Origin of the sequence: Pseudomonas sp. PSKL.D1 (assembly GCF_028898945.1) — a bacterium.
Classification (GTDB): Bacteria; Pseudomonadota; Gammaproteobacteria; order Pseudomonadales; family Pseudomonadaceae; genus Aquipseudomonas.
This window is the reverse complement of record NZ_CP118607.1, coordinates 1,943,874-1,962,834: the sequence shown is the minus strand read 5'-3', so window position 1 is coordinate 1,962,834 and position 18,961 is coordinate 1,943,874. Positions and strand designations below refer to the sequence as shown.

20 protein-coding genes and 1 pseudogene are annotated in these 18,961 nt (G+C 62.8%); 9 read left to right on the top strand and 12 right to left on the bottom strand.

What is annotated here, in order from left to right; genetic code table 11:
* Nucleotides 1-73: 73 nt before the first annotated feature.
* From PVV54_RS08720 to PVV54_RS08710, 3 genes are all read right to left on the bottom strand, one after another.
* On the bottom strand, nt 74-1,051 hold the full coding sequence (locus tag PVV54_RS08720; protein ID WP_274909537.1) for a L,D-transpeptidase family protein: 978 nt from the start codon (nt 1,049-1,051) through the stop codon (nt 74-76).
* A gap of 108 nt (nt 1,052-1,159) precedes the next feature.
* Entirely contained in the window at nt 1,160-1,441 is a 282-nt protein-coding gene (locus PVV54_RS08715) for a hypothetical protein (RefSeq protein WP_274909536.1), read from the bottom strand.
* 58 nt (nt 1,442-1,499) lie between these two features.
* Entirely contained in the window at nt 1,500-2,105 is a 606-nt protein-coding gene (locus PVV54_RS08710; RefSeq protein ID WP_274909535.1) for an arylesterase, read from the bottom strand.
* A 10-nt stretch (nt 2,106-2,115) separates the two neighbouring features.
* On the opposite strand from PVV54_RS08710, the gene PVV54_RS08705 reads away from it, so the two are divergent.
* Nucleotides 2,116-2,799 (top strand): ABC transporter ATP-binding protein, encoded by a 684-nt coding sequence (locus tag PVV54_RS08705; protein ID WP_274909534.1) that lies wholly within the window; start codon nt 2,116-2,118, stop codon nt 2,797-2,799.
* Nucleotides 2,799-5,306, top strand: coding sequence for an ABC transporter permease (locus PVV54_RS08700; RefSeq protein WP_274909533.1), 2,508 nt, complete (start codon nt 2,799-2,801; stop codon nt 5,304-5,306). The genes PVV54_RS08705 and PVV54_RS08700 overlap by 1 nt, the downstream gene beginning before the upstream one ends.
* Before the next feature lie 302 nt (nt 5,307-5,608).
* Here PVV54_RS08700 and PVV54_RS08695 read toward each other — a convergent pair whose 3' ends face one another.
* Nucleotides 5,609-6,667 carry an IS110 family transposase gene (locus PVV54_RS08695; RefSeq protein ID WP_274910394.1) on the bottom strand — a complete coding sequence of 353 codons (1,059 nt, stop codon included), beginning with the start codon at nt 6,665-6,667 and terminating at the stop codon, nt 5,609-5,611.
* 199 nt (nt 6,668-6,866) lie between these two features.
* On the opposite strand from PVV54_RS08695, the gene PVV54_RS08690 reads away from it, so the two are divergent.
* Together PVV54_RS08690 and PVV54_RS08685 are read left to right on the top strand one after the other, a co-directional pair.
* Entirely contained in the window at nt 6,867-7,226 is a 360-nt protein-coding gene (locus PVV54_RS08690; RefSeq protein ID WP_274909532.1) for a methyltransferase domain-containing protein, read from the top strand.
* A 329-nt stretch (nt 7,227-7,555) separates the two neighbouring features.
* Nucleotides 7,556-7,795: a hypothetical protein gene (locus PVV54_RS08685; RefSeq protein WP_274909531.1), complete on the top strand. Its 240-nt coding sequence runs from the start codon at nt 7,556-7,558 to the stop codon at nt 7,793-7,795.
* Nucleotides 7,796-7,910: 115 nt separating this feature from the next.
* On the opposite strand, the gene greB is transcribed toward PVV54_RS08685, so the two are convergent.
* The 4 genes from greB to PVV54_RS08665 form a co-directional block, all read right to left on the bottom strand.
* Nucleotides 7,911-8,384 (bottom strand): transcription elongation factor GreB, encoded by a 474-nt coding sequence (gene greB / locus PVV54_RS08680; RefSeq protein ID WP_274909530.1) that lies wholly within the window; start codon nt 8,382-8,384, stop codon nt 7,911-7,913.
* A gap of 9 nt (nt 8,385-8,393) precedes the next feature.
* Complete coding sequence (locus tag PVV54_RS08675) at nt 8,394-8,702, bottom strand: hypothetical protein (protein WP_274909529.1); 309 nt, start codon at nt 8,700-8,702, stop codon at nt 8,394-8,396.
* A gap of 217 nt (nt 8,703-8,919) precedes the next feature.
* Nucleotides 8,920-9,354 (bottom strand): DoxX family protein, encoded by a 435-nt coding sequence (locus PVV54_RS08670; protein WP_274909528.1) that lies wholly within the window; start codon nt 9,352-9,354, stop codon nt 8,920-8,922.
* Between the two features lie 113 nt (nt 9,355-9,467).
* Nucleotides 9,468-10,874 (bottom strand): transglycosylase SLT domain-containing protein, encoded by a 1,407-nt coding sequence (locus PVV54_RS08665; RefSeq protein ID WP_274909527.1) that lies wholly within the window; start codon nt 10,872-10,874, stop codon nt 9,468-9,470.
* Nucleotides 10,875-11,033: 159 nt separating this feature from the next.
* Here PVV54_RS08665 and PVV54_RS08660 point away from each other — a divergent pair, with 159 nt between their 5' ends.
* From PVV54_RS08660 to PVV54_RS08650, 4 genes and pseudogenes are all read left to right on the top strand, one after another.
* Nucleotides 11,034-11,831, top strand: coding sequence for a TatD family hydrolase (locus PVV54_RS08660; protein WP_274909526.1), 798 nt, complete (start codon nt 11,034-11,036; stop codon nt 11,829-11,831).
* Between the two features lie 115 nt (nt 11,832-11,946).
* Nucleotides 11,947-12,393: pseudogene (locus PVV54_RS26570) on the top strand (HAMP domain-containing protein); the annotation flags it as partial.
* A 318-nt stretch (nt 12,394-12,711) separates the two neighbouring features.
* Nucleotides 12,712-13,260 carry a methyl-accepting chemotaxis protein gene (locus PVV54_RS26565; RefSeq protein ID WP_446731456.1) on the top strand — a complete coding sequence of 183 codons (549 nt, stop codon included), beginning with the start codon at nt 12,712-12,714 and terminating at the stop codon, nt 13,258-13,260.
* Between the two features lie 75 nt (nt 13,261-13,335).
* On the top strand, nt 13,336-13,704 hold the full coding sequence (locus PVV54_RS08650) for an Mpo1-like protein (protein WP_274909524.1): 369 nt from the start codon (nt 13,336-13,338) through the stop codon (nt 13,702-13,704).
* A 6-nt stretch (nt 13,705-13,710) separates the two neighbouring features.
* Here the strand turns inward: PVV54_RS08650 and PVV54_RS08645 are convergent, their stop codons facing one another.
* The 3 genes from PVV54_RS08645 to PVV54_RS08635 all read right to left on the bottom strand — a co-directional run bounded on the left by PVV54_RS08645 (nt 13,711) and on the right by PVV54_RS08635 (nt 15,650).
* Complete coding sequence (locus PVV54_RS08645) at nt 13,711-14,508, bottom strand: acyl-CoA thioesterase (RefSeq protein ID WP_274909523.1); 798 nt, start codon at nt 14,506-14,508, stop codon at nt 13,711-13,713.
* A gap of 78 nt (nt 14,509-14,586) precedes the next feature.
* Nucleotides 14,587-15,357 (bottom strand): CHAD domain-containing protein, encoded by a 771-nt coding sequence (locus PVV54_RS08640; RefSeq protein WP_274909522.1) that lies wholly within the window; start codon nt 15,355-15,357, stop codon nt 14,587-14,589.
* Nucleotides 15,358-15,371: 14 nt separating this feature from the next.
* Entirely contained in the window at nt 15,372-15,650 is a 279-nt protein-coding gene (locus PVV54_RS08635) for a hypothetical protein (protein WP_039602373.1), read from the bottom strand.
* 155 nt (nt 15,651-15,805) lie between these two features.
* Here PVV54_RS08635 and PVV54_RS08630 point away from each other — a divergent pair, with 155 nt between their 5' ends.
* On the top strand, nt 15,806-16,834 hold the full coding sequence (locus tag PVV54_RS08630) for a patatin-like phospholipase family protein (protein ID WP_274909521.1): 1,029 nt from the start codon (nt 15,806-15,808) through the stop codon (nt 16,832-16,834).
* A gap of 255 nt (nt 16,835-17,089) precedes the next feature.
* Here PVV54_RS08630 and PVV54_RS08625 read toward each other — a convergent pair whose 3' ends face one another.
* Complete coding sequence (locus PVV54_RS08625) at nt 17,090-18,961, bottom strand: SurA N-terminal domain-containing protein (RefSeq protein ID WP_274909520.1); 1,872 nt, start codon at nt 18,959-18,961, stop codon at nt 17,090-17,092.

The window sequence follows — 18,961 nt, the reverse complement described above, 5'->3', positions numbered from 1 at the left end:
GATCTACGCACCAACACAAAACCCGACCCAACAAAAAAGGCCCACGAAGGGCCTTTTATGCACTTGCATGCGCTTACTGAAGTTCGTCCGGAATGCTGGACACCATGGGCGCGGCGCCCTGGTTACCGACCGGCACGGCAATCTCCACAGGCATGCCATCTTCAGCCGCCACCACATCACGCACCATGTCCCAGTTCATGCGCAGGTTATTGGCCATGTCTTCACGCTTGAGCAGCGCGTTGATGACCGCGGTATGTTTGTCGACCACCGACGGGTTGCCGTGGTCATCAAGCGGCGTATGCGCCTCGAGGTAAACCTTGCCACCACTGATACCGAACTTGTAAGGCTCGTTAATGATGCGCACCGGTGTGCCGACCGGCACCATCTTCGACAGTTCAAGCACGTTGTTGTTGAGCATGCGGAAGCAACCATGGCTGGTGCGCATGCCAATGCCGAACTTTTTGTTCGAACCGTGAATCAGGTAGCCCGGCACACCCAGGGTGAACTTGAACGGCCCGAGCGGGTTGTCCGGCCCGGCTGGTACTACCGCGGGCAGGATATCGCCATCGGCAGCGTGCTCGGCACGGATGGAGGCCGGTGGCGTCCAGGTCGGGTTTGGCGTCTTGGCAGTGATCTTGGTGTTGGCGATCGGCGAACCCCAACCCTCACGGCCGATACCCAGCGGGAAGGTGTGTACCACGTTCTGCCCTTTCGGGAAGTAGTACAGGCGGTATTCCGCCAGGTTGATGACGATACCTTCACGCGGGCCCGGCGGCAGGATGTAGCGGGTCGGCAGGATGATTTCGGTACCGGCACCCGGCAGCCACGGGTCGACGCCCGGGTTGGCGGCAATCATTTCGAGGTAACCGAGGTCGTTGGCGGTACCGATGTCGGCGAAGGTGTCTTCGTACTTGGCCTTGATGGTATGCACCTGGCCCACGATGTCTTCACCGGGCGGCGGCAGTGGCAACTCCAGCGCGACGGCAGGCCCTGCAACCAGCAGGGCGGCCAGGGTCAGGCTGCGGGTGACGGCGGGAAAGCGCGGCAACATCCGGTAAATCCTTCGAAAGATGGGTCAAGACCGACGATTGTACACCCGCCCCGGGGCAAGCGGGAGCCACAAGCGTTTCAGATGATGAAAGGTGCGTGAAGTTCCTGCTCAGAGCTCTGGCCAGATCGGGCGCATGCCGCGGCGCTGGGCATCGAGAATGGCCCGACACAGGTCACACAGGCGGTTGTCGCGGTAGATGGCGCGCGGCACGCCAGACCAGCGCGGTTGCGCCGGCAGCAGGCCGCCACACAGGGTACGGTCGACCGGCACACCCAGTTCGAGCTGGCGGGCAACGAGGTGAACGCGGATTTCCTGGCAGGCGAACAGGTCGAGCTGCTCATCGGGCTCGATCAGTTGGTAGGCGTACAAGGACCAGGCAGGGCGCGGCATCGGGGGCTCTCTAAACGGGGGGCGCAACATTAGCCGAAACCCAGCCCCGTTTAAAGCATCACAGCAAGGGTTTTATCGCCGGCCAGGCATTTTCCAGCAGGCGCTGCTGGGCACCTTGCGCCGGATGGATGCCATCGGCCTGCATCAGCTCTGGCACCCCACCAACGCCTTCGAGGAAAAACGGCACCAGCGGCACCTGTTTTTCCGTGGCCAGCTGTTCATAGACATTGGCAAAAGCGGTGGTGTAGCGCACCCCGTAATTGGGTGGCAGGCGCATGCCAAGCAAGAGGACTTTGGCACCGGCCTTGCGCGAACTGTCGATCATCGAGGCAAGATTTTGTTGCAATTGAGCTGGCGGTTGGCCACGCAGGCCGTCATTGCCCCCCAATTCCAGCACCACGACACCCGGCTTGTGCGCTGCAAGCAGCGCCGGTAGCCGCGCCCGGCCACCTGCACTGGTGTCGCCACTGATGGAGGCGTTGACCACTTTATCGTCGAAACCTTCGTCCTTGAGGCGGGTCTGCAACAATGAGACCCACCCTTGGCGGGTATCCAGGCCAAAACCGGCGCTGATACTATCGCCAACAACCAGCAGTGTTCCCGCCGCCGCGCTCTGGGCCAGGCAATACAGGGCCAGGCCGGCACTCAACCACCACACTCGCATCGGATTCTCCATGGGCCCCAGCATTCTCGTTGCGCAGCACCTTAGCAAAGTGGTCCCCAGCGCGGAAGGTGACCTGACCATTCTGCATGCACTCTCCCTCGACCTGGCCCAAGGCGACAGCCTGGCCATTGTCGGCGCCTCCGGCTCGGGCAAGTCGACCCTGCTGGGGTTGCTGGCGGGCCTTGACCAGCCCAGCGCCGGCAAGGTGATCCTGGCCGGGCACGACCTTGGGCCACTGGATGAAGACCAGCGCGCCCGGGTACGTGCCGAGCACGTGGGCTTTGTGTTCCAGTCGTTCCAGTTGCTCGACAGCCTGAACGCCCTGGAAAACGTGATGCTGCCGCTGGAGCTCGATGGCCGCCGCGATGCCCGCGAACACGCCCACAGCCTGCTCGAACGGGTCGGCCTGGGCAAGCGCCTGACCCACACGCCGCGCCAACTGTCGGGTGGCGAACAGCAACGGGTGGCGATCGCCCGCGCGTTTGCCGCGCAGCCCGCCGTGCTGTTTGCCGACGAGCCCACCGGCAACCTCGACAGCCACACCGGCGAACGCATCAGCGACCTGCTGTTTGAACTGAACAAAGAGCGCGGCACCACCCTGGTGCTGGTTACCCACGACGAACGCCTGGCCCGGCGCTGCCGCCGGCACATTCGCCTGGACGCAGGCCGCCTGGTGGCGCCGGTGGAGGCCTGATGACACACATGCCGCTGTCCCGCCTGTGCGGCCTGGCGCTGCGTCAGCTGCTGCGCGACATCCGCGCCAGCGAAGTGCGCGTGCTGTTCTTTGCCTTGCTGGTGGCCGTGGCCGCCAGCACGGCCATCGGCTACTTCGGCGCCCGCCTCAACGGCGCCATGCAACTGCGCGCCAGTGAGTTTCTGGGGGCCGACCTGGTGTTGCAAGGCAGCGCGCCGGCCCGGGACGCACAGATCAGCACCGGCAAGGCCTTGGGCCTGCGCCATGCCCAGGTGGTGGAATTCACCAGCGTGGTGGGGGGCGACAATGGCATTCAGTTGTCGAGCATCAAGGCCGCTGATGGCGCTTACCCATTGCGTGGCCAGGTGCGCAGCGCCGCCGCACCCTATGGCGCGGAAACACCCGGTGGCGGCCCCGCGCCCGGCGAAGCCTGGGTGGAGCCACGCCTGCTGGCAGCCCTTGGCCTGAAGGTTGGCGACAGCATCGACGTGGGCATGAAAACCCTGCGCATGAGCCGCGTGCTGACCTACGAACCGGACCGCGCCAACAATTTCTACAGCCTGACACCCAGGGTGATGATGAACCTGGCCGACCTACCGGCCACCGGGGTGATCCAGCCCGGCAGCCGCGTCACCTACCGGGAATTGTGGCGGGGTGACGCCGAGGCGCTGACGCAGTACCGCCAATCGGTGGAAAACGACCTCGCGGCCAACCAGCGCCTGCGCGACACGCGCGACGGCAACCGGCAGATCGGCAGCGCGCTGGGCAAGGCCGAACGTTACCTGAACATGGCCAGCCTGGTGGCGGTGCTACTGGCGGGCGTTGCGGTGGCGCTGTCGGCCAGCCGCTATGCCGCACGCCGCCTGGACGCCAGCGCCCTGCTGCGCTGCCTGGGCTTGTCTCGCCACCAGGCACTTGGCCTTTATTGCCTGCAACTGGCCATGCTCGGCCTGGTGGCGGCATTGGCTGGCGCCCTGCTCGGCTGGCTGGCGCAGCTGGGGCTGTTCCGCCTGCTGCACGGCCTGCTGCCCAGCGTGGTGCCGCCCGGCGGTATCGTCCCGGCATTGGCGGGCATCGCCACCGGCCTGGTCGCCCTTGCCGGCTTCGCCCTGCCGCCGCTGGCAGCGCTGGGCCAGGTACCACCATTACGCGTACTGCGCCGCGACCTGCTGCCCGTGCCACCCAGCAGCTGGCTGGTGTACGGTGCGGCCCTGTTCGCGCTCGGCCTGATCATGTGGCGGCTGAGCCTCGACCTGCTGCTCACCTTCGCCCTGCTGGGCGGCGGCCTTATCGCGGCGCTGGTGCTCGGCGGCCTGCTGCTGCTTGGCCTGCAAAGCCTACGGCGCTTGCTGGCAGGCGCGCCTTTGGCGTGGCGCCTGGGCTTGGGCCAACTGCTGCGCCACCCGACCGCCGCTGCCGGCCAGGCGCTGGCTTTTGGCCTGATTCTGCTGGCCATGGCACTGGTCGCCTTGCTGCGCGCGGAGCTGCTGGACACCTGGCAGGCGCAGCTGCCGAAGGATGCGCCCAACCATTTCGCCCTCAACATCCTGCCCGACGACCGCGAACCGTTCGCCCAGCGTCTGCACGCCGTGAACGCCGCTTCGGCGCCTTTGTACCCGGTCACCCCCGGCCGCCTGGTGCAGATCAACGACCAGCCGGTGCAGCAAATCGTCAGCAAGGACTCGGCTGGCGAGCGCGCGGTGCAGCGTGACTTGAGCCTGACCTGGGCCGCCGACTTGCCTGAAGGCAATGCACTCACCGCCGGCCAGTGGTGGCAAGCACAGCCTGCACAGGACGGCGTGCCGGGGGTGTCGGTGGAGTCTGAGTTGGCGACCAGCCTGAAGCTGAAGATGGGCGACCTGCTCACCTTCGACATCGGCGGCGAGCAGCATCAGGCGCGCGTCACCAGCCTGCGCAGCGTGCATTGGGACAGCTTCCAGCCGAACTTCTACATGATCTTCCAGCCCGGCACGCTGCAGGGCTTGCCAACCACCTACCTGACCAGCTTCTACCTGGCGCCGGGCCATGACCTGGATGTCGTGGCGCTGTCTCGCGCGTTCCCGGCCGTGACCATTCTGCAGGTGGACGCCCTGCTGGATCAGCTGCGCAGTATTCTCGCCCAGGTGACGCTGGCGGTGGAGTATGTGCTGCTGTTTGTACTGGCAGCAGGGTTGGCAGTGCTGTTCGCGGGGCTGCAGGCCACACTGGATGAACGCATTCGCCAAGGCGCGCTGCTGCGCGCACTCGGGGCGGCGCGGCCGTTGCTGGTCAAGGCCCGGCGGATTGAATTCGGCTTGCTGGGCGCGGCCAGTGGCGCGTTGGCGGCATTGGGTTGCGAACTGATTACGCTGGTGCTGTATCGCTATGCGTTCGACCTGCAATGGAGCCCGCACCCGTGGTTGCTGGTGCTGCCACTGCTGGGCGCGCTGCTGGTGGGCGGGGCCGGGGTGCTGGGAACACGCCGGGCGCTGAATGCGAGCCCGTTGGCGGTCTTGCGGGAGGGGTGAATGTGTATTGCCTGTGCGGGCCTCTCGCGGATAAATCCGCTCCTATGTATGGACTCGCCCACACTGTCTAGCTGCTTTTTGAACATAGGAACCCGGTTGCATCTATGTATCAGGCCTATTCGAGGAAGCTTTTCGCTTCTGGCCAACATCGTGGTGAGCTCGCAGTTTGCCGTTTACATTGAGGCCATAATGTTGCCGGGCCTGTAGGAGCGGAGGCATTTCTCTGCGACGGTCTTACCAAGGGGCAATGTTCACTAGCAGGGGTTGGGGCGCGCAGCGCCCCGGTGGCATTGCTCGGTTGATCAGCTGCTCATGGCAGCCTCCTCATGACCTTTCGGTTTGCGTTGATAAACCTGATCACTTTGCAGCAGTGACCAAATAATGCGCAGATTTCGATTAGCCAGTCTGATCGCCGCCTCCTTGCGCCCAAGGCGGGATAGCCAGCGCAAGAGGCGGCGATCATCTGGCTGATCGGAATCAGGCTTTAGCTGACTCAAGACAGCATGCGCGCCTTGAATCATCAAGCTGCGTATGTAGCCGTCACCTCGCTTGCTCATTCTGCCCAGCCTGATTTTGTTTCCGCTGCTGTGCTGGTCGGGCACGACACCGAAGAAAGCAGAAAACATCCGGCCACTGGCGAAGCGTGCAGGTTCTGTCTCTTTCGCCACGATCGCCGTGGCGATGATGGGGCCGACACCACGAATGGTGATCAACCGTTGTGCGACCTTATCCTCTTGGGCTGTCGCTTCGAGCCGCGCACTTAGCGTCGCAATGCGCTCACTCAGAAAGAGCCAGTCAGCTAGCAGTTCATCGAGCAACTCGCGCAACAAATCAGGCAGGGGCAAGGAGGCATCCTCAAGAGCTCGCGGTACATGTGTACTGATCGCGGTATCACCTTGGGGCATGGATACACCATGCTCAAGCAGCAAGCCACGCATCTGATTACCCAGCGCTGTATGTCGCTTGATGTTGCCGCGCCGGATACGGTGCAGCGCCTGAATAGTCAGTGCTGTGGTGCTCTTGACCGGTATCGAGGCGATGCTGCTGTCGCGACCAGCGCGCAAAATGGCATGAGCGTCGTTACGGTCGTTCTTGGCGCCACTGCGGTGCTCGGCCACGCGTTGCGCAGGCAGAATGCGAACCGGATTACCCTTGGCCTGCAGCAACCTGGCCCAGGCTTGCGCACCCGGACCACACTCCATCAAGACAGTTACCGTCACTGGCACCTTGAGTAGGAAATCATGGAAAGCCTGTCGGGATTTGATGCGATCTTCGTAGATCACCCGACCGGTAGCATCCTCGCCTGCTAACTGGAAGACCTGTTTGGCCAAGTCTACGCAGATGGTTGTGCAAAGCTCCACATCAGTGGAAGACAGGGAATCGTGCTTCGAACTATGCTTTTTCATGGTCTCGCCCTCGCTGCCGTTGGCTTCTTCGAACGCCACCGTGGCACTGTGATGCCTCGGCGGGGGCGAGTCCATCGATTACACGCGCCCCTGTAGGAGCGGATTTATCCGCGACAGGCCCGCACAGGCAACATCAACCGAGAATCATCATCCAATGCACAACCACACACCACCCCCACCCTCCAGATGGGCAGCCTACTTCGAGCACCATAAAGATCGCCCCGCCTGCGCACTGCTGCGCACGGCCCTTGACTTGGTAGCCCCTGGGCATGCCGTGGATCTGGGCTGTGGCTCCGGCAACGACACCCGCGCATTGCTGCAAGCGGGCTGGCAGGTGTTGGCTGTTGATCAGGATCAGGCAGCCATCGAAATGGTTACGGCCATTGGCAAGGATCATCCCGATTCAACGCTCAGTACCGCACACCAGCGCTTCGAAACGCTCGAAGCACTTCCCCCCTCCTCATTGATTCGACGGCCCGAGTTTGCGAGGCATCAAGCATTGGCACCGGTTTGACTTTATTGCCCGCCAGCCGCTTTAGATGCCCAAAGCCTGGAAAAATCAGATTAAAGCCCTTTTTTGTAGGACGTTTCCCAAAGATACTCCCGCCCGTTGCGGTCCTTCAGCCTGCGCAATAGTCTCGGCGCGTCGTTGCAAATCAACGGCACGGCTTTGACAGGCCGTAACGGTATTGTGCATGCAGCTGACCTTTCATGGCGGCTGTACGTGCGGGCACGCATGCGTGCGCCGGAACTTGCATAGTCCGCCGGTCTGTCAACCCACGTACAGCTGCCACCCTACTGTTTGACAGCAGTCGGGCGCAGCCCCAAAACAGGTACTATGCAATGCTCAGGATCGTCCCCGATCCACCCAACAGTCCCCACTCCCTCGAAGACACCCTGATCCAGGCCACCGACTACGCCCTGTGCGCGCAGACCGTGATCCATCAGGCATTGCTGCTGCAACCCCGCTCGCCGGCTTCGATCCTGATGATGGCCTCGATGCATGAAATCGAAGCGTTGCGCGTGATGCTCGAATCGATGTTGGTTCAGGTGCAAATGCCTGCGGATGCCCGGACGCATTAGGCGGCGTTGATGTGTTGGCTGCGCGGGCCTCTCGCGGATAAATCCGCTCCTACACGCGTACCCCTGTAGAAGCGAATTCATCCGCGAGAGGCCCTTACAGTCGACAACCACCCGTTCACTGCCCGTAGCTGATGCTGCTCACATACCAGGTCGCATCCCCGGTCGGCGTCTTGACCACCACCTCGTCACCCTCCTCCTTCTTGAGCAAGGCACGGGCCATGGGCGAATCGATGGAGATGTAATCGTTGCGCCCATAGATCTCGTCGTAACCGACGATGCGAAACTTCAGGGTTTCGCCTTCATCGTTCTCGATCTCGACCCAGGCACCAAAGAACACCTTGCCTTCCTGCTGCGGCGAATAGGCCACCACCTTGACGTCTTCGAGGCGTTTGCGCAGGTAGCGCACGCGCCGGTCGATCTCGCGCAGCAGCTTCTTGTTGTACTGGTAGTCGGCATTCTCACTGCGGTCACCAAGCGAGGCGGCCCAGGCCACCTTCTGGGTGATTTCCGGGCGATACACCCGCCACAAGTGGTCCAGCTCCTTCTTCAGGGCTTCGTGGCCTTCCGTGGTGATGATGTTGGTGCTCAACGGCAGTCCTCAGCGTCGGGTAATCAGGCCCTGGCGCGCGATGCGGGTGAGGTGGCCGATCACTTGCGCCGCCTCGTGCGCGGCGGGCGCCTGGATCACCGCGAGGTCGAAACGGTCATTGCCGTACTGCTCAAGGCCGCAGGCGGTTTCGGCAAACTGAATGAGAAAGGCACGGGCCTGGCCTTTGCGGCGCGACAAACCTTCAAGGTGACGCAACAAGGTAGGCTGATGCTGGCCACCGAGCAGGATGCGCGGTGTACGGGAGGCCTGGCTGGCAGGCAATGGGGCTAGGCAAACACTGGTACGTGGGCAACTCATGGAGTTTTTCTCCGCCTCGCAAATCCCGCTGGGCAGCGGTGGGAGGCGTCACCGAACCAGCGCTTTAGCGGTATTTCGGACGACCCGGAGTGGGGGCAATCCTGCGCCCCGCAAGTAGCTGTTTAAATCGGCGCAGGCGGTATCCTAGAGCGACTGGCGAGAAGCTGCAAGCCTCAAGCTGAAACTGATCAGCTTGAGGCTTGCTGTCGGCTCGCTCTCAGCGGGCGATGAGCCGGTCCAGCGAGAAGCGCCCGGCACCTTCAATCAGCACTGCCACGCTGCCCGCCAGCAGGGCCAGGGCAAACTCATAACCGTTGTTGGACATGAACAGGCCGTTGCCGATGTGTACCGAGAAGATCGCCACCACCAGGGTAACGGTCAGGGCCAGCGCAGCCGGGCGGGCCAGCAGGCCGACCACCAGGGCCAGGCCGCCGAAGAACTCGGCGCTGCCGGACAGCAGGGCCATGAGGTAGCCCGGGGCCAGACCGATGCTTTCCATCCACTGGCCAGTGCCTTCCAGGCCATAGCCGCCAAAGGCGCCGAAAAGCTTCTGTGCGCCGTGCGCCATGAAGATGACACCGACCAGGATACGGACGACGGTCAGGCCCAGGCCGGCGCGGGTGGCGATGACGGAGGTGATTGCGTTGTTCATGTGTGAGCTTCCTTGAAATTGCGATGTTGTGTTGGGATGGGCGCCATAATAATCGATCGATCAAATATGAAAATCGCAAAAAACCCAACATAACAATCGACAAAATCGATTTGTCAGCGCTTGGCAACCCGCTCCAAGGCAGCGCGTTCACGGTTGAACGCCAGGAAGTACTTGTTCACGCTGTTGACGAAATTGACCGGCCCCATGCCCACCTGCTCCATGGCCACGCGCTCGGTCTGGAAGAACCACTGGTTGCCGTTGAGCCCGCGCTTGCGCGCTTCGGCCCGCATCGCCTGCACCCGCTCCGGCCCCAGGTTGTAGGCCGCCAGCACAAAGGCCATGCGTTCACGCTCATTGATTTGCGGGCTGGCGAAGAACTTGCGGCGTATCAACGCCAGGTAACGGGCGCTGGCCTGAACATTGCCATCGACCGTGGCGGTGTTGCTCACGCCCACCCGCTGCGCCGCCGACGGCGTGATCTGCATCAGGCCGTGGGCGCCACCACTGCCGCGCGCGGCGGGGTTGAGGGTCGACTCCTTGAACGCCAGCGCCGCCAGGTTCAGCCAGTCGATCTGTTGTGCCTGGCCATGCTTTTGCAGCACCGGGCGCAAGGCCGTCAGGCGCTGGCGGTCCTTGCTGGCCAACGGGTTGTGCACGCGGTACTGACGGCGATAGATACGCTCGAACGCGGCGTCCTGGTTCTCTGGCGCTCGGTACCCCTGCAGAAAGCGGTCGACTGTCGCCAGCAACAGAGGCGCGTCACGCCGTACATACCAGCGTACGGCCTGGGGCTGGCCCAGTTGCAGGCGAGTTTCAAGGCGCAGGCGCGGCATCACCCTGGCCCAGCGCAGGGCGATGGGGCGCTCGACAATGGTGAGCGGGTAGATCCCGGCTTGCACCATCTCCAGCACATCTTCGACCGCCAGTGTCGAATCCACCCACTCGATCTTGACTGGTGGGCGCTTGCGCAGCGCCAACTGCTGGTTGACTTGCTGGATCAGCACACCGGCGGCGCTGCCACTGGTCAGTGCCACGGTTCGGCCAGACAACTGCTCCACCTTGCTATAACCGCGCCCGCCCTTGCGCCCGACCAGCCACAAAGGTACCTGGTCCACCACCGGTGCGCTGCTGTTTACCCCCACTACCAAGGCTGGGTCCAGTAATTCGCCGGGGGCGGCCAGGTCGCCTTCTCCGCGCTGCAAGGCGCCCAGCAGTTGCTCTTTGGCCCGGGGTATGAGCCTGATGCTGATCTGCTGGCCGTCTCCGGCACGGGCATTGAGGTAGTGCTCAAGCGCACGCAGGCGGTAGTACTCGACCCCGACCGGCTCGCCCTTGACCTCGCCGGAGCTGTTGCGGCTTTGGTTAACCAACACCCGCAGCACTTTGCTGCTGCGCACCTGCGGCAGGTCACGCGTACTGGCCGCCGGCGCATGCTGCTGCGGCCCCGGCAAACGTGCCTGGGCCGGGCCAGCAGTGGCCAGGCCGAGCAACAGCAGCAGAGTCAGCAGGTATCGCAGCATGTGCAATCGTGTCCGAGGTCGGTGGGCGGCGTCCATGTGGTGCGGGCACTTGGTGATAAATGACCGCAAAAGACCACGGCAACAGCCTGAAGTTCTTGGCTTTTTTCCGAATATCGCGGTTTTTGCTATGCTGGCCGCCCCGCGGCACGAGGTAGCACCATGCAACTGATCGATATCGGCGTCAACCTGACCAACAGCAGTTTCCACGACCAGCAGGCCGCCATCGTCGAGCGCGCCATCGAAGCCGGCGTGGTGCAGATGGTCCTCACCGGCACCAGCCTTGAGGTGAGCGAGCAAGCCCTGGAGCTTTGCCAGCAGCTGGACCCGCATGGCAACCACCTGTATTCAACCGCTGGCGTACACCCGCACGACGCCAAAAGCTGGGATGCCAACAGCGAGCGACAACTGCGCCAGTTGCTGAGCGAACCGCGAGTACGGGCCGTGGGCGAATGCGGGCTGGATTTCAACCGCGACTTCTCCCCTCGCCCACTGCAGGAGAAAGCCCTTCAGGCGCAATTGGCACTGGCCGCCGAAACAGGGTTGCCAGTATTTCTGCACGAGCGTGACGCCAGCGAGCGGCTACTGGCCATCTTGAAGGACTACCGCGACCACTTGAGCGCTGCCGTGGTGCATTGCTTTACCGGCGAGCGCCAGGCGCTGTTTGCCTACCTGGACATGGACCTGCACATCGGCATCACCGGCTGGATCTGCGATGAGCGACGCGGCACGCACCTGCATCCGCTGATGGGCAATATTCCTCAGGGGCGCCTGATGCTGGAAAGCGACGCGCCGTATCTGTTGCCGCGCAGCTTGCGGCCCAAGCCCAAGAACGGGCGCAACGAGCCGGCGTTTTTGCCAGAGGTGCTGCGCGAGGTGGCGCTGCATCGGGGTGAGCCGGTTGAAGTGACGGCGGCGCATACGACGGCTGCTGGCCGGGCATTCTTCAACATCACCTGAGGCTGTGCCGGCATAAACACTTCGTTGATTCACATCAACACCCCTCTGTTTTGAGCGATCACAATGATGGCACCTTGCCAATGCTGTTTCCGCTCAACTCAGAGAAGACCTGCCCATGGGTACCTGGCTTAGCAACATTTCCCTGAAGTACAAATTCTGGGCCGTCAACGCGGTGGCCTTTGTTACAACCCTGCTGCTGGTGCTCTATGCGGTGCACCTGGAACAACAGGCGCGGGCGGAGGCTGCCCAGGCCATTGCCCAAGCCCAGACACAGCTGTTGGCGGCCTGGCCCGCGGGCCAGCCGCAACCGCACCTGGCCGAACCGGCCCCGGCGCCCAGCCTGCGCGAAGTGTTTGTCGACCGCTTCGCCAACTATGCCGTCTGCGTCCTGATCCTGATGCTGGCGATGCTTGCCGCCTCGCAGCTGCTGATCCGCTTCCTGCTGAGCCAGCTCAACACCCTCAAGGACGTGATGCTGCACGTAGAGAAAACCGGCGACCTGTCTGCCCGCGTGCCGTTGGCGTGTGCAGACGAAGTTGGCCAGATGGCCGGGGCCTTCAACGCCATGCAGGCTACCTATCACCGCGTGGTCAGCACGGTGGCCCGTACTGCCGCGCAACTGGACTCTGGCGCCGCTCGCCTTGCAGTGAGCATGAACGATGTTCGCCACGGCATGCTCGGCCAGCAGAGCGAGACCGATCAGGCGGCGACCGCAATCAACGAAATGTCGGCCACCGTTCACCATATCGCCCAGCATGCCGGCGCCACCCGCGACCTGTCCCAGACGGCCGACACCCTCGCCGGCAGCGGCCAGGCCGTGGTCAGCCGGGTACAGGACTCGATTGCCGGGCTATCCAGTGGCGTACAGCAAACCGCCGAAATGATCCGCCAACTGGCCGACGACAGCCAGAAGATCAACGGCGTGGTCGGGGTGATCCACAGCATTGCCGAGCAGACCAACCTGCTGGCGTTGAACGCCGCCATCGAAGCGGCGCGTGCCGGCGACCTGGGCCGTGGCTTTGCAGTGGTGGCCGACGAGGTGCGCAACCTTGCCAAGCGGGTGCAGGCTTCTACCGACGAGATTACCGCCATGGTGACCTCGATGCAGGCCGGTACCCGCGACGCAGTGGAATTCATGCAGGAGAGTTCCTACAAGGCCGATGATTGTGTCCGACAGGCACAGGAGGCAGGTACGGCCCTGGCCGAGATCACGGGCGCCGTGGCGCAGATGCGCGAAAGCAACACGCAGATTGCCGTCGCTGCCGAACAGCAGAGCCAGGTGGCCGAGGAGATGAACCGCGCGGTTGTGAGCATCCGCGACGTCACAGAGAACACGGTGCAACAGACCGTCGGCTCGGCCACCACCAGCAACGAGCTGGCAACTTTGGCCGCAGAGCTGAACAAAGCCATTGGCCAGCTCAAGCTATAGTCACTATAGGCAGCGTCGATTGGCTGCCTCACCGGTGCCGCACTAAGCTTTGGGCATGACCGAGAGGAAATGCCCATGAGCAAGCGACTGCCCAATTTACCCGCCTGGCAATGGCGAAGTTACCACCATAATCATCGACACCCGACCAACCTGGTGCTGCACCTGATTGCCGTGCCGCTGTTCATCCTCGGCGCGCTGCTGGTGCTGTCCGGGCTGTTTGCACTGGACTTGAGCCAGATCGCTGTCGGCATCATTTCGCTGATCGCCGGCCTCGGCATGCAGCGCCAGGGCCACCGGCTGGAGGCTGAACAGCCCGAGCCGTTTGCCAACCGCAAGGACGCCGTGCAACGGCTGCTCACCGAACAGTTCGTCACCTTCCCGCGCTTCGTGCTCAGTGGCGCCTGGTGGAAGGCATGGCGCGAGCGGCACAAGCATCGGCATTGAGGCAGGTCAGGCGAATACCGTTACCGTCTGCCGGCTCAGTGCCAGCAACTCGCCTTCAGCCGTCCACAATGCCGCGGCGGCATGCCCATAGCCGTCGCGGGCATGCTCGGTTTCGACGCAGTAGCGGCACCAGTCCAGCGTCGACAGGCTCGGCACCGGCTGGACGAATTCAATGGTCCAGGTCAGCGTACTGCCTGCGGCCGGCTGCTTGAGAAACGGCATCAGGCTCGGCGGCCACGCATCCACCAGTGCCAGCAAGTGGGCCTCGGTGGCCTGCTGCTGCTCAACGTCACGTAACCGAACCCAGCCGCCCATCTGACGCGAATCGTTGCCACTGAACGGCAAGCCTCCTACGGCCCACCGCAAGGCGAAATGGCGCATGAACTCAGGGATGACGCCCTTGATGTAAGGCAGCTCCGCAGCCGCCTCCTCCAGCGGTTTCATCGCCATGGCTGGCAACGCCGGGACGTTGACCGCCGAGGGCCGCCCCGCGCCGAAATTACCCTGCACCAACGTCACCACCTGGCCATCCTGAATCGCGCGCCCCAATACCGTGCTGACGGCCTTGCCTTCGCGCAGCACTTCGGCCTCAAACTGAATGGGCGTATCCGGCGACGCGGGCCCAACAAAGCTAATCGCCAGCGAGCGTACCGGGCGGTTATCGGAGAGCTTCGAGCGCATGGTTTCATAGACAAGGGCAGCCATCAGGCCACCGAACACAGCCCGGCCCTGTGCCCAGGTCGAGGGAATGCTGACATTACCCGGGGTTGCCCGTACGGCTTCGAGCAGTTGGTTGAAGTTCATGGGCTGGCTCCTGCTGGCAGCAATAAGGGGTTTGCCAATACTAGCCAGCAAACCCGCCGCAATCAGCCCGCATTTCGGTCATTTGCCGGGCTTGCGCTGCTCAAGGGCGGCCTGCAGCGCATCCAGCGTGGCGTCCGACTTGCGTTCGGCTTCGTGCAGTTCCTGCTCCCAATCGGCCTTGCAGGCTGCGAGGTCGGGCTGGGTTTCGGCCTGCAGCAGCCATTGCAGCCGGTCGTGCCAGTTGCCCAGGTCGCCTTGGGCTTTTTTCAGCAAACCTTGCAGCTTCTTGCCCGCGTGGTCGAGCTGCGGGTAGGCCTGGTCGCCATAGCGTACGCGCTTGATCAACAGGCGCAGCCGATGACGGTCGTGGGCGGGGTCTTGCAGGGCCTCTTGCAGCTTTTGCCATTGCTTGACCAAGCGCTTGTCCACACGCTTGCCTAACGACTTGGCCAGCCCCTCGCGGTCCGCCGCGCGCAAGAACAGCGGAAACGCATCCAGTATCGCCATTACACGTGCTAGCTGCGGGCTTCCGGCCACACTGGCGAAGGTTGTGGCCCGCCCCTGTTGCCGACGCTGCCCGGCGATGGTATGGCCACGCTCGATCAGCTCCGCCGCCAACACCTCGCGATCACGCAGGGGCGTGGTCAGCGTGCCCAGCGCTTTCGCTGCCGCCTCCAGTTGCTCAACCCCCGGCAAGCCTTTGAGGGGCCTCAAGAGGCTGCGCAAACGCCTCAGGCCGATGCGCAGGTCATGCAGCGCCTCGCTGTCGGTATCCGCCGCCAGGCGCTCGCGGCACGCCAGCAGGCGCACCTGCAAGGCGAGGATCTGTGCAACCACGTGGTCGAGCATGGGACGATCCTCGGTCAACGGCCAGCGCGCGACTCACGGATGTAGAAGCGCGCCTTCTCGGCCTTCTTGGTGCACCCTTCAAAACCCTCGAATTGCTGTTGGGTCTTGGCACCGGTCAGCAGCGACAACGCCTTGGAATAGCTCACAGTGCCGGCAAAACCTTCTGCCTTGGCCAGGTCGAGTTCCTTCCAGGCGGCGTCCAGCTGCGACGCGCAGCTGTCACGGTAGGCCGTCTTGCCCGCGCAGCCAGCCAGGGCCAGAGCAATCAGTGGAAGGCAGATCCAGGCTTTCATCAATAACACCTCAAAGGTTTGAAATAGAGTGGCTGTTCGACGGTCAGGCATCATAAAAGTGCCCTGCTCGGCGTGCTTTACCTAGAGTCTACATTGAAGCACAGGCAATGCTCGGTGCATTGTAGGAGCATCGCTACACAGCTGGGGGAATGTTCATGGGCAAACGCGTTGCACTGGTGCTGGGTTCGGGGGGCGCTCGGGGCTATGCCCACATCGGCGTCATTGAAGAGATCGAACGGCGCGGCTACGACATCGCCTGCGTGGCCGGGTGTTCCATGGGGGCGGTCATCGGCGGCATTTACGCTGCGGGCAAACTGAAGGACTACCGCAACTGGATCGAGAGCCTGGATTACCTGGACGTACTGCGGCTGGTCGACGTCAGCTTCCGGCTTGGCGCCATCCGCGGCGACAAGGTGTTCGGGCAAATCCGCAAGATCGTCGGCGAAATCAACATTGAGCAGCTGCGCATCCCCTACACGGCGGTGGCAGCCGACCTTACCAACCAGCAGGAAATCTGGTTTCAGGAAGGCTGCCTGCACCAGGCCATGCGCGCCTCGGCGGCGATACCCAGCCTGTTCACGCCGGTGGTGCAAGGCAACCGCATGCTGGTGGATGGCGGCATTCTCAACCCGCTGCCGATCGTGCCGGTGGTGTCGAGCCATTGCGACCTGATCATCGCGGTCAACCTGAACTCAACCAACCAGAAGCACTATCAGTTGCCGGTGATCGAGCGGCCCGCCGCGTTCAAGATGCGCTTTGATGCGCTGCTCAGCTCGCTGGGCTCGCGTTTGCCATTTCGGCGCAAACCGGCGGAAGAACTGATGCGTATCGAACAGGAGATCGTCACGCCGCCCAACCCGTGGCTCGCCGATGCAGCAAGCCCTGAGGCCCAGCAACCGGCTGCGGCTCCAGAGGGTGAAGGCGCTCCGAAATCCGCTACCGGCTCGTTCATCATCGATAACGTTGGGCCAGCGTCGCTGCTGGACTTGATCAACCAGAGCTTCGAGGTGATGCAGACGTCGTTGGCGCAGTACAAGATCGCGGGTTATCCGCCGGATGTGCTGATCAACGTGCCGAAGCGGGTTTGCCGGTTTTTCGAGTTTTACAAGGCGCCGGAGCTGATTGCTCTGGGGCGGGAGATTGCGCGGGATACGCTGGATAATTATGAGGGCGAAAAGCGCTAGCGCGACATACGTCTTGTGGGAGCGGCCTTGTGTCGCGAAAAGGGTGCATAGCGCCCCCATCGATTGCAGCTTCGCAGCCGATATTGACGGGGCCGCTGCGCAGCCCTTTCGCGACACAAGGCCGCTCCCACAAAGATCGCGTCAGCTTTTAGGTTGTACACAAGACAGTCGCTACCACACGGGGCATGCGCTTTGATCCTTACAGAAAACAAAACAGGCCGCTGATCGCGGCCTGTTTTGTCATGCATCCATCACTCAGTATCGGGTGATGTCGGCACTGCCTTCCAGCTGCTTGCGGTACGCCGCAAAGTCCTGCTGCCCAGCGCGCGAAGCGAGGTAGCGGCGGATCTGCTGCTTCTCTTCGTCGCTGGCGGCGGCACCTTCATTCACGCCCTTGAGCTGCAGTACAACCAGGCTGCCATCGGCCAGGACTACGCTGCCGTATTCCGGCTTGTCCTTGTCTTGCGGCTTGGCCAGGCGGAACAGCGCCTGCAGTTCGGCCGGGTCAATGCCGTCCTGGCCACGGGTAACGGCTTCGAAGGCCTTCCAGCTCTGGCCGTCCTGAGCGGCACCGGCTGCGATGGAGCCATCACGCAGGCCTGCAATCAGCTTGTCTGCCTTGGTCTTGAGTTCGGCAGTCGCCTTCTCTTTGGCCAAGTGCTCGCTGATGTTCTTGGCCACGGCTTCCAGCGGCATTTGCTCAGGCTTGCGGTGCTCCTTGACGCGCAGCACCACGGTGGTTTCCGGGTCCAGTTCGATTGCGCTGCTGTTGGCGCCCTCGTCCATCACTTCTTCGGAGAACGCCGCCTGAATCACCGCACGGTTGGCCGTCACGCCCTCGCCGCCTTCGCGGCCAAACGGCGCGGAGGTGTGTACCTTGAGGTTCAGGTCCTGAGCCGGCTGAGCCAGGTCGGAAGCCTCGTAAGCAGCGTCCTGCAACTGCTTGGCGGCATCGACATAGCGCTGCTCGACCAGCGGCATTTTCAGGTCATGGGTCAACTTGGCCTTCAGGCTGGCGAAGCTAGGCACGTCCGGCGCCTGTTTGCCCAGCAGCTTGATCAGGTGGTAGCCGAATTCGGTGCGCACCGGTGCCGATACCTGGCCATCACCCAGCTTGTACAGGGCGTCCTCGAAGGCCGGGTCGTACACACCCGGGCCAGCGAAGCCCAGGTCGCCGCCGGTATTGGCCGAACCTGGGTCCTGCGAGAACTCCTTGGCCAGCTTGGCGAAGTCTTCGCCCTTGTCCAGACGCTGCTTGACCTCTTCGATACGGGCCTTGGCCTGCGCATCGGTGACCTTGTCGTTGACCTCGATGAGGATGTGCGCGGCATGGCGCTGCTCGGCGAGGTTGGCGATTTCCTTCTCGTACTGCGCCTTGAGTTCGTCATCGGTCACTTTGACTTCATCAAAGTACGCCGACTTCTTCACTTCCACGTAGTCGATAACCACCTGGTCGGGGGTCATGAACTCCTTGGCATGCTGGTCGTAGTGCGCCTTGACCTCGTCATCGCCAACCTTGACCGCGGCCGGGTTGGCCTTGAAGGTCAGGGAAGCGAAATCGCGGGTCTGGTTTTCCAGGCGGGCGAAGGCGTCAACCTGCTGGTCGGTGACAAAGCTGCTGCCGGCGATGCCGGTGCGCACCTGGCCGATCAGCATTTCTTCGGCGAGCATCTCGCGGAATTGCATACGGCCATAGCCCAACTGGCGGATGACCTGATCGAAGCGGTCAGCGTTGAACTTGCCATCCACCTGGAATTCCGGTGTTTGCAGAATCACTTGATCCAGTGCGGCCTCGGAGAAGGCAAACTTGTTCTCCTCTGCACCCTGCAGCAGCAGCTTGCGATCGATCAGCCCTTTCAGCGCGGCATCACGCAGCAGCTTTTCGTCCAGCAGCGCCGGGTCGAAATCCTTGCCCAGCTGTTGCATCAGCTGGCGGCGCTGCAGGTCAACGGCCTGGCTCAGCTCGTTCTGGCTGATGGTCTGGCCGTTCACCTTGGCGGCGTCCTGGCTATGGGTGGCGGCCTGGAAAATAGCCTCGAAACCGGTCAACGCCATCAATACGACGATGAGGCCGATGATGGACTTGGCAATCCAACCTTTTGAATTGTCCCTGATATTTTGCAGCAT

Bases quoted from the DNA above. Each gene is read 5' to 3' on its own strand.
- PVV54_RS08690 (WP_274909532.1), top strand. From the start codon at position 6,867: ATGCACAACCACACACCACCCCCACCCTCCAGATGGGCAGCCTACTTC.
- PVV54_RS08645 (WP_274909523.1), bottom strand. From the start codon at position 14,508: ATGAACTTCAACCAACTGCTCGAAGCCGTACGGGCAACCCCGGGTAAT.
- PVV54_RS08665 (WP_274909527.1), bottom strand. From the start codon at position 10,874: ATGCTGCGATACCTGCTGACTCTGCTGCTGTTGCTCGGCCTGGCCACT.
- PVV54_RS08640 (WP_274909522.1), bottom strand. From the start codon at position 15,357: ATGCTCGACCACGTGGTTGCACAGATCCTCGCCTTGCAGGTGCGCCTG.
- PVV54_RS08635 (WP_039602373.1), bottom strand. From the start codon at position 15,650: ATGAAAGCCTGGATCTGCCTTCCACTGATTGCTCTGGCCCTGGCTGGC.
- PVV54_RS08720 (WP_274909537.1), bottom strand. From the start codon at position 1,051: ATGTTGCCGCGCTTTCCCGCCGTCACCCGCAGCCTGACCCTGGCCGCC.
- PVV54_RS08660 (WP_274909526.1), top strand. From the start codon at position 11,034: ATGCAACTGATCGATATCGGCGTCAACCTGACCAACAGCAGTTTCCAC.
- PVV54_RS08650 (WP_274909524.1), top strand. From the start codon at position 13,336: ATGAGCAAGCGACTGCCCAATTTACCCGCCTGGCAATGGCGAAGTTAC.
- PVV54_RS08675 (WP_274909529.1), bottom strand. From the start codon at position 8,702: ATGAGTTGCCCACGTACCAGTGTTTGCCTAGCCCCATTGCCTGCCAGC.
- PVV54_RS08705 (WP_274909534.1), top strand. From the start codon at position 2,116: ATGGGCCCCAGCATTCTCGTTGCGCAGCACCTTAGCAAAGTGGTCCCC.
- PVV54_RS08630 (WP_274909521.1), top strand. From the start codon at position 15,806: ATGGGCAAACGCGTTGCACTGGTGCTGGGTTCGGGGGGCGCTCGGGGC.
- PVV54_RS08710 (WP_274909535.1), bottom strand. From the start codon at position 2,105: ATGCGAGTGTGGTGGTTGAGTGCCGGCCTGGCCCTGTATTGCCTGGCC.
- PVV54_RS08625 (WP_274909520.1), bottom strand. From the start codon at position 18,961: ATGCTGCAAAATATCAGGGACAATTCAAAAGGTTGGATTGCCAAGTCC.
- PVV54_RS08670 (WP_274909528.1), bottom strand. From the start codon at position 9,354: ATGAACAACGCAATCACCTCCGTCATCGCCACCCGCGCCGGCCTGGGC.
- PVV54_RS26565 (WP_446731456.1), top strand. From the start codon at position 12,712: ATGATCCGCCAACTGGCCGACGACAGCCAGAAGATCAACGGCGTGGTC.
- PVV54_RS08715 (WP_274909536.1), bottom strand. From the start codon at position 1,441: ATGCCGCGCCCTGCCTGGTCCTTGTACGCCTACCAACTGATCGAGCCC.
- PVV54_RS08685 (WP_274909531.1), top strand. From the start codon at position 7,556: ATGCTCAGGATCGTCCCCGATCCACCCAACAGTCCCCACTCCCTCGAA.
- PVV54_RS08700 (WP_274909533.1), top strand. From the start codon at position 2,799: ATGACACACATGCCGCTGTCCCGCCTGTGCGGCCTGGCGCTGCGTCAG.